This is a genomic window from Serratia aquatilis (genome assembly GCF_044865145.1).
GTDB classification, from domain to species: domain Bacteria; phylum Pseudomonadota; class Gammaproteobacteria; order Enterobacterales; family Enterobacteriaceae; genus Chania; species Chania aquatilis.
Genome location: NZ_CP173186.1, coordinates 1,011,786 through 1,025,345, shown reverse-complemented (window position 1 = coordinate 1,025,345; position 13,560 = coordinate 1,011,786). Strand labels below are relative to the sequence as shown.

Annotated in this window: 9 protein-coding genes; 8 read left to right on the top strand and 1 reads right to left on the bottom strand. The window is 45.8% G+C overall.

Annotated features, from left to right (window positions below):
• Window positions 1-561: 561 nt before the first annotated feature.
• Together SAQUA_RS04640 and SAQUA_RS04635 are read left to right on the top strand one after the other, a co-directional pair.
• On the top strand, window positions 562-3,240 hold the full coding sequence (locus SAQUA_RS04640; RefSeq protein WP_380674182.1) for a hypothetical protein: 2,679 nt from the start codon (window positions 562-564) through the stop codon (window positions 3,238-3,240).
• A 336-nt stretch (window positions 3,241-3,576) separates the two neighbouring features.
• Window positions 3,577-3,801, top strand: a complete 225-nt coding sequence (locus SAQUA_RS04635) for a hypothetical protein (RefSeq protein ID WP_380674183.1) — start codon at window positions 3,577-3,579, stop codon at window positions 3,799-3,801.
• 58 nt (window positions 3,802-3,859) lie between these two features.
• On the opposite strand, the gene SAQUA_RS04630 is transcribed toward SAQUA_RS04635, so the two are convergent.
• Entirely contained in the window at window positions 3,860-5,068 is a 1,209-nt protein-coding gene (locus SAQUA_RS04630; RefSeq protein ID WP_404413008.1) for an IS256 family transposase, read from the bottom strand.
• 190 nt (window positions 5,069-5,258) lie between these two features.
• Here SAQUA_RS04630 and SAQUA_RS04625 point away from each other — a divergent pair, with 190 nt between their 5' ends.
• The 6 genes from SAQUA_RS04625 (at window position 5,259) to SAQUA_RS04600 (ending at window position 13,425) form a co-directional block, all read left to right on the top strand.
• Window positions 5,259-6,125, top strand: a complete 867-nt coding sequence (locus SAQUA_RS04625; protein ID WP_380676052.1) for a carbohydrate ABC transporter permease — start codon at window positions 5,259-5,261, stop codon at window positions 6,123-6,125.
• 21 nt (window positions 6,126-6,146) lie between these two features.
• Window positions 6,147-7,067, top strand: a complete 921-nt coding sequence (locus SAQUA_RS04620; RefSeq protein WP_380676054.1) for a carbohydrate ABC transporter permease — start codon at window positions 6,147-6,149, stop codon at window positions 7,065-7,067.
• 5 nt (window positions 7,068-7,072) lie between these two features.
• Window positions 7,073-8,338, top strand: a complete 1,266-nt coding sequence (locus SAQUA_RS04615) for an extracellular solute-binding protein (RefSeq protein ID WP_380676056.1) — start codon at window positions 7,073-7,075, stop codon at window positions 8,336-8,338.
• A gap of 24 nt (window positions 8,339-8,362) precedes the next feature.
• Entirely contained in the window at window positions 8,363-9,784 is a 1,422-nt protein-coding gene (locus tag SAQUA_RS04610; protein WP_380676058.1) for a CehA/McbA family metallohydrolase, read from the top strand.
• Between the two features lie 67 nt (window positions 9,785-9,851).
• Complete coding sequence (locus SAQUA_RS04605; protein WP_380676060.1) at window positions 9,852-10,973, top strand: ABC transporter ATP-binding protein; 1,122 nt, start codon at window positions 9,852-9,854, stop codon at window positions 10,971-10,973.
• A gap of 562 nt (window positions 10,974-11,535) precedes the next feature.
• Window positions 11,536-13,425 carry a PhoX family phosphatase gene (locus tag SAQUA_RS04600; protein WP_380676062.1) on the top strand — a complete coding sequence of 630 codons (1,890 nt, stop codon included), beginning with the start codon at window positions 11,536-11,538 and terminating at the stop codon, window positions 13,423-13,425.
• Window positions 13,426-13,560: the final 135 nt, after the last annotated feature.

Here is a 13,560-nt window from a genome sequence, read left to right as displayed (position 1 = left end):
GCTGCTCTAGCAGATGCCAAATGTTCCAATTGGCCTTGCAGAGAGCCGCAAATGTTGCCGGGATAGCTGGACGTAAACCCAGGAAACCGTGCATTGATCTGGACGTTCTCCAGTGCGGAGAAGTCATCATTTGAGGGATAAACGTACCTTCATCGCAGTAAGCTGCGATCCCCGCTCTCAAAGATTCAGGGGGGTTACCGCTCTAAAAGCGTTGCATTTCAGGTCTAGGCAACTGGGGTTTGACCGCTTTACAGCGCTGCCTTACAGGTCATGGCAGCATTGGGGGTTGTTGATAACAACGATACGACATGAGTATAGTACTTTCATATTGTTAACATTTCAATATAACCTTCCCCTCAACTTTGTTATCAATAAACCAATGTTGTTTATGATTAGTCTATCAATCAGTTTTCATCTTAATAATATGAAACGCAAGCATTATTTTTGTAATCACTTCGAAAATGTCTAACAGCTTTAATAAAACTGGTGCTGGATCAATTTTTTACCATTACTAATTTTATATATTGTATTCGCTTACTTTCCCAATGGAGTGGTGTTATTTTGAATAATAAATTAGACATATACCTAAACACAATACAAAAAATGAAAGAAGATGACTTTTCAAAGAAAGTGCTTAAGCCACTATTTGAATCAATGGGGTTCTATCGAGTAGACTTTGTTGGTGGCCCTTATGAACAAGGTAAGGATTTAATAGCATTATATAAAGTCCCATTGAAAGGAGACAGTATATATGTTATTCAAACTAAAAAAATTGGTGAAAAAGCAAATACATCTGAAAAAGCAATATTATCAGATCTAATTACCCAACTTCGACAGTGTATTACAAAAAAGATAAAACTACATAATGGAGAGGAGAAAAAACCGGATTATGTGTATCTTGCCACCCCCTACCAAGTTAGCAATCGCCTTTTAAATGAAATACATGAACAACTTAGAGTTGAAAATAAATCAATTGAAATCCTTGACGGTCCAAAAACAATCAATCTTATAATGGAATATAATCCAGAAATATTAACATCTATATTACCCATTGAAAGCAAGATGTTAATACAAGACATAAGCCAACTACAAAACCTTGAGCTTATCAGTGCACTTAACCAAAAAGATCTGTTTAACAATGTTAACTGTTATAACGATTTGGCATTTTTCATGGGTTCAGTAGATAGTAATATACTGTTAGATAGTGATATTTTATTTTCAAGTGAAGAAAAAATATTGACGCTAAATCAATGGGACTTTTTAAAACGTGAAGTAATTCAACCGTTGGAAGAGATCCTTTGTTTCTCCCCACTGACCAAGGATATAAAAGACACCGAGTCCGAATATAAGGAAATATTAAAAAAGCACAAATCTAAAGAAAATAGAGAAATAAAAGATGATATCAATGACATCAGTAATAAAATACTAAGTTTAAAAGAAGGCATTTTTAGAATAATTGAGGAAGCGTCCCACGCTGCCCTCCAAGCCAATAAAAATAAAGATCTTGGCGATTTATTGAAAGAGCTCTCCACAAACACTTATTTTATTTTTAAAAATGAAAAGGATGCAGGCTTTTCTTTTGAAAGCTTGAGTAAATTAAAAAATCATATAAAATCCAATAAAATAGATGTATTAGCAAAAAAATTCAACCATAGTGCATTTCCTAAATTCATTAGTTACACAAATATCCTATCCGACTTACTACAAGCAGAAAATGAGCTATCTTCCCTTCAATCTAAATATATTGGCGAGCCGTATATTTCGTTTTCCATTGCATCAGTTAAAATAAACACCTGGGTAAAATCAAAAACCACATCCTATAAAAAAAGCATTAAGGAGATAAATTGTGGGAATGAAAGCACTAACATTATGTCCTTCTTAAAAGACACACAGGATGTTCTTAATGTATTGGATATTTTCTTAAATAAAGATAATACTGTAAAAGAGTTAATTGATATAACTAAAAGTAACAATACCAAACGAGATGGAATATCAATTTCACCATTTAATATTTTTGACACTCGAAACGATATTGCGGTTTACGGTGGTGCTGGCGCAGGAAAAACAACAACTCTTCAAACATATACTAAAATTTTAATAGAAAGAAACCCAAAGTCAGTTATATATTTAGCATTGAATAGGTTAATTAACAAAGTAAACATCTCTTTAGAGGAAAAGAAAGAGAGTTCCGAGTTAATACTCGAATTAATTCTCATTTCAAGGGGGGTTGTCAATAACAATGGAAACCTAGAGGATTTAAAAAGACATTTTTCTCAGGAGGAAGGACTAAAATTAATCTTAGATGGCTTGGATGAAGCATATAGTAAATTTAGCGGAATAATTTTAGCCATAAATGATTTCAAAAAAAAGTTCAAAAGAATACAAATTATAATATCCAGTAGAGATTGTGTAAGTTATCTTTCTCAAATTAATTTCTTAGGTATCACTTTACTCCCTTTTAATGAAGAACAATTATTCAAGTTTATACGAGGATGGTTTATTGAAAAAAATAAAAACCTAGCGGAGTCACTAATTTCCAGACTAACTGGTTCTTCATTTTTTGAAGTAGTTAAGACACCTCTTTTAGCAACATTATTATGTGATTTGACAGAGAAAGGTATAGAGATTCCTTCGACAGAGAGTGAGATTTTTTCTAAGCGACTGGAACTACTATGTGGTATGTATGATAACTACAAAGATATAAAAAGAACGGAGTTGCCTCAGAGCATTTTAAGGAAATCAGCAATAAAAATAGGTTATGCGCTCCATCAGAGAAACTTACGCTCCGCACCAAAAGAAAAAATAATAAAATTCCTACAGTTAGATGGAACATTTAATTTAGATGATCTATCTTGCGAATTGACTGTAAATGAATTAATCAGTCCTTGCAATATACTTGTCTTCGATTCCTTATCAGAAACATACTCACTTGGTCACTTAAGATATCAAGAGCATCTAGCTTCGCAAGAGCTTATTGAAAACAGATCAATTGACATTCTACCTTTACTTAAAAATGATTGGTGGAGAGGAGCCCTCTGTTTATATGCTCAGGCATGTCAGTTCACTAATTTCATTGATGAGTTTACAATTAAATACGGCAACATTTACCCGGCATTAATAACGCTACGAGAAATGTGTAAACACAGGCCATTAACTGAAAGAAGTAGTATTAACTTTCTATTAAAACAATATGAAAAAACAGATGATTTCTTTATTAGTGATAATGAATTACTGTTCTAAACAGCATTCAGACTTTTGTTTCATCGAATTTATGCAATTAATACGTACTCATGAAATCAAGAAGGATATTTAATACTTTTTTATAAACACATCCAGTCAGTGATTTTTTAAGATAATTCAGGCATTAATCTTACCCACAACTCCACAATCGGTGTTCCAGGGCTTGTCACGCCCTGGAACCGCTCCCGTTCACTAGCCCCTTTGATGGGGTCTGGTTCACTGGCTTTACCTCATGATGGATTTGTGGATAACGGCAAATGGCTTGTCGAAATTAGCTCCCTGAAGTAATCTATTGGCGATAAAACCAGCAACATAGTATTCCACGAGGGAAAGATTATGGCCAACAAGGAATCAAACGAGCAGGATGATATCTGGACTCTTATCACCAAAGGATTAGCTGAAGCCGCAAAAATGATATTTTCTGTATTAACATTTATTTTTACAGCCAGCTCAAGACAAAAATCGAGTAACAACTCAGAGCCCCAACACAAAGACGGATGGAGAGACGGTCACAGCGGCTATGGATTCTATACCGGTGACATGAGAAATGATGATGATTAAAGATGATAGTCGCCGTTAAATATGAGCCTGTCCATAATTCTGTGTAACTGCCAACCTATTAAAGGTGACCGTCTAAGCGGTCACCGAACTCGATAATAAAACGACTCATCGCCAACCGCCAGTTCTGGATCGGCATACTCCATTTTTTCGACGCCGCCTGGATGGCCAGATAAATCACTTTTCTCACTGAGTCATCTGTCGGGAACACTTTACGTTTCTTTATCGCCTGACGGATCACGCTGTTCAGCGATTCTATGGCGTTGGTCGTGTAGATCGCTTTGCGGATATCCGCGGGATAACCGAAGAACGTGTTGAGATTTTCCCAGTGAGTACGCCAACTCTTGCTGATTTGCGGGTATTTTTCATCCCACACACCCGCGAACTTGTCCAACGCCATCAGTGCCGCTTCCTCTGTCGGGGCCTGATACACCGTTTTCAACCCGCTGGTGACCGCTTTGTAGTCTTTCCACGACACGTACTTCAGGCTGTTACGCACCATGTGGATAATGCACAACTGGATGTGGGTTTGCGGATAGACGCTGTTTATCGCCTCTGGGAAGCCCTTCAGGCCGTCTACACAGGCAATCAGGATGTCCTGAAGCCCCCGATTTTTTAGCTCGGTCAACACGTTAAGCCAGAACTTGGCCCCTTCATTTTCTGCCAGCCACATGCCCAGAAGTTCTTTCTGACCCTCGGTATTGATGCCCAAGGCAAGGAACACGGCCTTGTTGATGACGCTGCCATTTTGACGCACCTTCACCACGATACAGTCAAGGTAAACAATGGGATACAGTGAGTCCAGTGGCCGGTTTTGCCACTCGGTAACCTGCTCTTTAACGGCATCGGTGACTTTGGATATCAGCGTGGGCGACACGTCGGCATCGTACATCTCCTTGAACGTGGCGACGATTTCCCTCGTCGTCATCCCTTTGGCATATAAGGATAAAATCTGGCTGTCCATCTGCGTGATACGCGTCTGGTTTTTCTTTATCAGTTGGGGCTCAAAGGAGCCTTCACGGTCACGGGGTGTATTCAGTTCGAACTCACCATCATCAGTGAGCAACGTTTTAGACGAGTAACCGTTACGGGTATTCGAGCCTTTTTTAGGGGTATTTTTTTCATGACCGAGGTGGTCAGTCAGCTCGGCATTCAAGGCAGTTTCGACGGTGAGCTTGGTCAACATACGAGAAAACGCATTGAGATCGGCTTCTGTTTTAATGCCTTTGGCCAGCTCAGCAGCGAGTGCCTTAAGTTTCTTTTCGTCCATAATTTGCCTGTCTCCATTGTCAGGAAGAACATATCAAAAACAGGCAATTACACAATTTAAATTACAGTCTCTTCATATACTCACTCAACTGCTTATTTTTAGGTCATAAATCCTTAATTTTAAATTCACCTATACTTAATGATTACAATCTAAAGTTGGCGTCCTGAGTTTTCATGAAGGGCGCAACAGCATGAAAAATAATATACTACGCAATCTATTATTCATCCTTCCCCTCATGCTACCTGTGGCGGTCTTCTGGTTATTCCCCTTTATCTGTAGCATTTATATCAGCTTTACTGACTGGGATTATATTTCCCCTGCCTATCATTATGTCGGTTTTGAAAATTATACAGCGATGATAGAAGACAGTGAGTTTATCAACGCCTTAAAAAACACCCTGTTCTTTGCCTTAGGCACGGTATTACCTACCACCCTATTAGGGCTGCTATTGGCATTGTTACTACAGAAGAAATTCGCGGGTGGCCAATTTTACCGTGCAGTGATTTTTTCCCCGTGGATCACACCAACGGTGGCGGTATCTATCGTCTGGGCCTGGGTATTTCAATCGAAAAATGGGCTGGCTAACTCACTATTGATGGCGATAGGGGTTGAACCTGTTGCCTGGTTAGAGCAGGGTAACAGCGCCATGTTTGTGGTGATAGTAGTGACAGTGTGGCAATCCGTGGGTTGGACGATGCTTTTTTATATCAGTGCACTGGGTAAAATCCCAGAGTCGCTGTATGAAGCATCAATGATTGATGGTTGTAGCAAGATGACTCGCTTGCTGCGAATTACACTGCCGCTGGTATCCCCGACAACATTTTTCCTGCTTATCATAAATATGATTAATTCATTGGCAGCGTTTGATCAATTCCAGATCTTGACTCAGGGTGGCCCAAGCGGAAAAACACGAACGCTTTTCTATCTTTATTTTCAACAGGCATTTGATCGCTACGATATGGGCCCGGCGGCAGCAACCTCGCTGGTCATTGTTGTTATTACCGCAATACTGGTTTCAATCAATATATATATGGGTAAACGCTGGGTTTACTATTAAATTCAGGACAACAGAAACTCTATGGATAATTACAGCACCGCATTAACCGTCAGCGATAGCCCTGCTGAGTTATTACAACCAGCTAAGGATAAACCGCAGCGGCGTTACCGAGTGGACATCACAATAACGACGCTAGGCAGGCATCTGTTGTTATTGAGTATAGGAACCCTCATGGTGTTTCCCTTCCTGTGGATGCTACTTGGTTCCATGAAAACCAATGATGAAATATTTAATCATCCCTTGAAATTGCTACCTGATACATTTCACCTGCAGGGATTTATTGACGCATTCAACGCCGCCCCTTTCGCTACTTACCTGATTAACAGCTTTACCGTAGCCTTGGCGATCACGTTAATTACCCTAATCAACTCAAGCCTGTTCGCCTATGCAATTACACAACTGCGTATTCGCTACGCTGGTCTGTTTTTCGGCGCGGTTATGTTGTGTTACATGATGCCAGCAGCGGTAAGTTATATCCCCTCTTATATTATTTTGGCCAGATTGGGTTTACTGGATCACCACCTTGGTTTGGTGATATCCAACGCTGCCAGCCTGTTCGGTGTATTTTATCTGCGTCAGGTATTTCTAAAAATACACGGTTCTTTGATTGAGGCTGCGCGTATCGATGGTGCCAGTGAAATTAAAATACTCTGTGCCATCGTATTACCACAGTGTAAATCAGCCTTGATCACGCTCGGCCTGTTAACGTTTATCAGTCATTACAACAACTATTTCTGGCCAAACCTGGTTATCTCTTCACCTGAACGCGATCTGATCGCCACCGGCATCCGCCGATTCTTTATTGCCGAAGGGCAATACGGGCTGAATTGGTCGCAAATTATGGCAGCCAGTGCGATTACGGTGCTACCACTGCTTGTTCTATTTCTGTTTTGTCAAAAAACCATTCTATCTGGCCTCAGCGACACGGGCGTAAAGGAGTAGTCATAATGAAGATTGCGTCATTGGGTATTTTCCTCAGCGGATGCATGCTGAGCCTGCACGGATTAGCAGCCGTTGAGGTGCCATTCTGGTATTCCGGTGGCATAAAACCGCAGGAAATGATGATCACACTGATTAACGAGTTTAATCAGAGCCAGCAGGAATATGTTATCAAGCCATCGTTGCAGGGTAACTACAGTGAAACGTTTCAAAAACTACAGGCGGGGTTAGCCTCTAATACTGCCCCAGCGTTGGCACTGTTGGGTTCGTCACAGGCGGAATCGATGACGAAAAGGGGTTTAGTACGTGATTTGCGCCCCTATATCGACGAATCGTTCAATTTTAATGAATTCATCCCGGCATTCCGCTCTCAGGTCACGGCCAAAGATGGTGGCGTTTATGGTCTGCCCGCTTACGGCACGACACAGATCCTCTATTACAACAAAGACCTTCTGGCAGAAAAAAGGATCAATCCGGAGAGACTGAAAACCTGGCAAGGGCTGGCCGACGTCGCCAAACAGGTGGCAAAAAAGAATGACAAAGGCGAGACCGTTTTCTACGGCTGGGAACCTATGTGGGGCCAAAACAATATGATCGATGCCGCGCTGTCCAACGGTGCTGAGTTTATCAGTGCCGACGGTAAAACCGTGCTGATCGACTCCCCTGCCTGGGTCACTGTGTGGGAGGGTTTTCGTCAGTGGCTACACCAAGACAAGGTTATGCGCATCCATCACGGCGGCCAAGGATGGGAATACTGGTATAAAACCATTGATGACGTGATGAAAGGCCGTGCCTTAGGCTATACCGGTTCCTCCGGCGATCAGGGCGATCTGGATTTCACCCGTATTGCTGCCGCACCACAACCAGGTTGGGGCGATCATCCGGCTCGCCCTCAGGCCGGTGCCTTAGTGATGGTGATCCCGAAGAATACCGCTGACGAGGTCGCCAAGGGAGCATTTGAATTCCTGCGTTTCTACACCTCGGCGAAGAATACCGCTCGCTGGTCAATGTACACCGGTTATATCCCGGTACGGGAAAGTGTTCAGCAGGTTGCTGAATACAACGAATTCACCACGAAAAACCCTCACGCCCTAATGCCCTTACTACAGGCCCGCACTGCCGCTTCCGATCTGGTTGATCCAACCAACGGCAAAATCCTGGATGCATTAGCTATCGCCGCCGACAAGGTGCAGATAGAGAATATTCCGGCGGAAACTGCGCTGAAAGAAGCGGCACAAAAGGCTCAGCGTGAGCTGAATAAAGTCAATCGGTAGTGGGCAGTCTTTGAAGGAGAGCATATGCTGAATTTTGAAAATGAAATGTGTTTTGGTCACCGAGTGATCTCGTTCACCGTTCCCCAAGAGGCCACTCATCTTGGCATGATGGGAACCACGATAATTACCGGCTTTATTTATGCTTATCTGTATGACTCACGGCAACAGTTACGTGCCGCTTTAATTCTTCAAAAGAATATCAAGACCATCGCCCTCAGCCTTACCGATGTTTCATTCGGAGCGATTGCGGGGGATATCCCTGAAGGGGAATGGGAATTGCACCTATATAACCTGGAGGGTGAGCACCGTAAACCCAAAGCCATGCCTTTTCAGGTGAACATCAGTTTCGATCCGCTTGAAATCCCACTTATCCCGCTGATGAACACTATGCGCGCCAACCTGCGTGCCGATCGGCAGATCGTCTTTGACTATGATGCATCGCTGAAAAGCGAGCGTGCATGGTATCGCGGCGATCTGCATGCCCATACCACGTTATCGGACGGGCGTAATACGCTGGCAGCAGCGGTGAGGATCGCCGAGTCACAGCAGCTTGATTTTTTATTCCTTACCGAGCACAACCTATGCCACCCCGAACTGCCACAAAGTGCCCAGACGCTGTTTTTACCGAGCCTGGAAGTGACTGCCGACGAAGGGCATTTCAATGTCCACGGGCCTTGCCGCACGCTGGATATGCACAATGCGGACTATTCAAGCCAAGGGCTGATCGAGCAGGGGCTGAGTTTGGCGGACGGCAACAGCTTTGTGTGTATCAACCACCCGATGCTGAATCCATGGTGTTGGAAATATGCTTCTCTTGATCTGACACAGGTTCACGGCATTGAGATCATAAACGATCCAACCTGGTCGACTGCTGCTCAGAGTATCGAAATCGCATTACAAGTCTTCACCGGGATGTGGCAAGCAGGACTGAAGATTTATGGCGTTGGCGGCAGCGACGCCCACCTGGAGCCGCACGAACGAAACCCCAAGGCCACCGAGCCCTCCATTTATGGCGATCCCAGCACCTTGGTGTATGCCGATAAACTCAGTGGCAGCGCTATTTTGGCAGGTCTGCGACAGGGGCGGGTCTATTTTGAACGCCGCTGCGGTCTGGTGTTCCAGTACAACCAGGGGGCGGTTCTTCCAGGGCAAGACGTTGGTGCAGTGGTGATAGAGGTATCGCTCGCGGTGACCGATGACAGCCAGCAATATTACGCCCAATGCGTGTTGGATGGCGACATTTTCGAGCAGTGCGTTTTATCAACAAGCCCCGTCTCTTTCAGCATTGACATGTGCACACGTCATTGGATGCGCATTGATATCCGCAGGCAGGACGGCACGTTGGAAGGCATGATCAACCCCATTTTTAATGGCAGACAGGCCGAGTTTACCACTCCAAAACTCAGAACCTGGGGTGAGTTAATGGCCACATTGAATATCGACTGAATATTATGCCTTGTTCCGCCAATGGATGAGGCAATCAGGAAGACATTAAAAACGGAGAAAGGGCTACATGGCACAAGTCAGACTCACTCAGGTGGCAAAAACCTATCCTAACGGCTTTAAAGCGGTAGAGGACCTTAACCTGACGATCCATGACGGGGAGTTTATGGTAGTGGTCGGCCCATCGGGCTGTGCCAAGTCTACCCTGCTGCGTATGATTGCTGGGCTGGAAGAGAACACCGGCGGTGATATCGAGATAGGCCCCCAGCGAGTCAACGATCTGCCGCCGAAAGATCGCGGTATTGCGATGGTATTCCAGAACTATGCCCTGTATCCGCATATGAGTGTGCATGAGAACATGGCATTCGGCCTGCGCCAGCAAAAAATCGCCAAAGCAGAGATTGAACAACGTATCCGACACTCGGCAGAAATGCTGGATATCAGCCATTTACTGGATGCAAAGCCTGGTGAAATATCAGGGGGCCAGCGTCAGCGCGTCGCTCTGGGGCGGGCGATGGTGCGCAAACCCAAGGTTTTTCTGTTCGACGAACCCCTCTCGAATCTGGACGCCAAACTGCGCGTAACCACCCGCAGTAATATTGCCCAGTTGCACCGTAATCTGCGTGCCGAGGGGCAGCAGGCCACCATGATCTACGTGACGCACGATCAGGTCGAGGCCATGACGCTGGGCGATAGGATATGCGTATTGAATCATGGCAAGGTGATGCAGGTTGATACGCCTTTGCGGCTGTATCAGTACCCTGCCAACCGCTTTGTGGCCGGTTTTATCGGTTCACCCGCCATGAATATGCTCAAGGTGCGGATCGTGATGGATGGCGCGAACATCGGCCTCAAAACGGACTGTGGAGCCTTGCTGGTATTACCGGAACAAAAAGCGCTGCGGCTGCGCGACCGGGTAGAGCAACAGATTTGGTTAGGGGTCCGCCCGGAACACATCGCTTACCACGAGCGCGATACCGAGCCCATGGTGAACGCCGTAGCGGCAGTGCTGGATACGGTGGAAGTGATGGGCAACGAAAATTATCTGTACTTTCATCTTGGGGCGGATCGTTTCGTTGTACGAACCGCTCACTACCCTTCATCCGAACAGTTGGCAGGCGAACCGGCAAGGTTTGTATTTGATATGGAGCAGTGTCATCTGTTTGATATGCAGACGGAGTTGGTGCTGTAGGCAGTGCTTAATACCGCTCCCCTTTATGCATTTGGCAGGCATTGAGCATAGCGGGATTAGGCTGTGTCCCTTAATTGCACGCGAGCGCCGCTGGCGGTCATTTGCGCACAGGGCAAGGCGTGAGCCGCGAGGTTTGGTGGACCAAATAAGCGGCGAACAACGCCGCAATGCCCGCAAATGGCCCCAGCCCGAAGGGTCGCGCCCCAAAAGCCCGTTTTCTGTGTTGTCGGGCTTGAACAGAGGGCCACTCTGCCCTTCACCCTCCGCCTTGATAACGGGCTTTTGGGTCTGCGACGGCACCACGGGCAATTAAGGGACACAGCCTAGCGTCATTCTTGTAAGTCCGTCTGGCCCACCTTCTTCACGATTTAACAACCAGCACTTTCCCTGGGTTGTGGAGAGGAACATGGGGCCAAAAAATCCATCAGCTAGCATTAACTGCTTTCTTACACTGCCTGTAACATTTTCGTCACAACATCTGATTACTATTGGTCCTTAAACTTGATGGCCCGGCAACTCAGGTGAACTTTGCTCGTGGCGCAAACTATAGGAAGCGAACATCATGACGAATAAAATAGAGCAATTAACTACCGACCATTTAATCGACCCTACCCGTCGTAAATTGTTGCTGGGCAGTGCCAGTGCCGTTGGCGTAGCCAGTTTCCTTGGTGGTAGCATTTTGAGTGTTTCTACTGGGGCACTAGCGGACAACCAGCCCGCCAGTAAACTATTAGGCTTTAAAGGCATTGCGGCCTCCACTGCCGATGACCTTGTGATTGCCCCTGGTTATAAAACCGAGGTGCTTATTTCATGGGGTGACCCCTTGGTGAATGGCGCAGTAGCGTTCGATCCCAACGGCGGCAACAGCGCAGCCGAACAAGAAAAACAGTTTGGCGATAATAATGATGGCATGAGTTTTTTCCCCATTGACGACAACCATGGCGTGATGGCGATCAACAACGAATACGTTAATGAGCAATACCTGTTTGCCCATGGCGGTAGCCAAGCGACCAGCCTGGAAGACGTTCGCAAATCTCAGGCAGCGCATGGTGTATCAGTGGTTGCGGTAAAACGCGTAGATGATAGCCAACGCTGGCAAGTTGAGCGCCCGTCGCCCTATAACCGCCGCATCACCGCCAATACCGAAATGCAATTCAGCGGCCCTGCCGCTGGGCATCCACTGTTGCAAACCGCCGCCGATCCGTCAGGCCGTAAAGTTCTGGGCACGCTCAATAACTGCGCCAACGGAAAAACCCCATGGGGCACCTACCTGACCTGCGAAGAAAACTTCGAAACCTATTTCGGTACCCAGCAGGCGGATTATAAAACTACCCCGGAACAAAAACGCTATGCGCTCAAAGCCAACGAGCCGGAGCGCAACTGGTCGTCGTTTGACGAACGTTTCGATGTGGCGAAGAACCCAAATGAACTCAACCGGTTTGGTTGGATCGTCGAGATCGACCCGATGGATCCTAACGCTACGCCGATAAAGCATACCGCTCTGGGCCGTTTTAAACACGAAAACGCCGCTGTAACGGTAGCCAAAGACGGCCGTTTGGTGGTGTATATGGGCGATGATGAGCGCGGTGAGCATATCTACAAATACGTTTCCAAAAACAAATTCGACATTGCCAATCCGGCGCAAAATCATCGCCTACTGGATGACGGTACATTGTACGTGGCACAGTTTGACGCTGACGCTAGCGGCACGCCTCTGAAAGGAACAGGCCGCTGGATCGCGCTGGAGTTTGGTAAAAATGGCCTTATGCCAGAAAATGGTTTCCGTGATGCGGCCGAAGTGTTGATCTTTGCACGCAAGGCAGCGTCACAGGTTGGGGCAACAAAAATGGACCGCCCGGAATGGATTGCTATCAATCCGCATGACGGGCGTACCTACTGCACATTGACCAACAACAGTAAACGCGGCGAAGAAGGTATGCCGCTGAACGCGGCTAATCCTCGCCCTAACAACGTTTACGGCCAGATCATTCGCTGGGATGAAGGCGGTGATGCAACTGCGGAGAATTTCTCCTGGGACATTTATGTACTGGGCGGCAACCCTATTGCATATCCAGAAGGGGTTAACCGTGGTACGCCAAACATCACCGCAGAAAATACGTTTAACAGCCCCGACGGTTTAGGATTTGATAAGGCGGGACGCCTGTGGATCCTTACCGATGGTAAATACAGCAACAAAGGCGATTATCAAGGGCAAGGCAATAACCAGCTGTTGGTGGGCGATCCGCAAAGTGGCGAAATCCGCCGATTTATGGTTGGGCCAAAGTCGTGCGAATTGACCGGTCTCGCCTTCACTCCCGACTATAAGACGATGTTTGTCAACGTACAGCACCCGGGAGAGGAAGGGGATTCTCACTTCCCAAACAACAGCCCGCGCCCACGTTCTTCAGTGATCATGATCACCCGTGAAGACGGGGGCGTGATCGGCGCCTGACGCTTGATATTTTATTCTGCCTAGCCTCTTAACTTCGCGCCCGGTGTGCTCCGGTTACAGTGGCGAGAAAAAAGTATTCAGCGCTAAAAAAACTCACCCTGGCCAACATCGCCGGGGTGAGTTTTTATTGATGTC

Bases quoted from the DNA above. Each gene is read 5' to 3' on its own strand.
- SAQUA_RS04635 (WP_380674183.1), top strand. From the start codon at position 3,577: ATGGCCAACAAGGAATCAAACGAGCAGGATGATATCTGGACTCTTATC.
- SAQUA_RS04630 (WP_404413008.1), bottom strand. From the start codon at position 5,068: ATGGACGAAAAGAAACTTAAGGCACTCGCTGCTGAGCTGGCCAAAGGC.
- SAQUA_RS04625 (WP_380676052.1), top strand. From the start codon at position 5,259: ATGAAAAATAATATACTACGCAATCTATTATTCATCCTTCCCCTCATG.
- SAQUA_RS04620 (WP_380676054.1), top strand. From the start codon at position 6,147: ATGGATAATTACAGCACCGCATTAACCGTCAGCGATAGCCCTGCTGAG.
- SAQUA_RS04615 (WP_380676056.1), top strand. From the start codon at position 7,073: ATGAAGATTGCGTCATTGGGTATTTTCCTCAGCGGATGCATGCTGAGC.
- SAQUA_RS04610 (WP_380676058.1), top strand. From the start codon at position 8,363: ATGCTGAATTTTGAAAATGAAATGTGTTTTGGTCACCGAGTGATCTCG.
- SAQUA_RS04605 (WP_380676060.1), top strand. From the start codon at position 9,852: ATGGCACAAGTCAGACTCACTCAGGTGGCAAAAACCTATCCTAACGGC.
- SAQUA_RS04600 (WP_380676062.1), top strand. From the start codon at position 11,536: ATGACGAATAAAATAGAGCAATTAACTACCGACCATTTAATCGACCCT.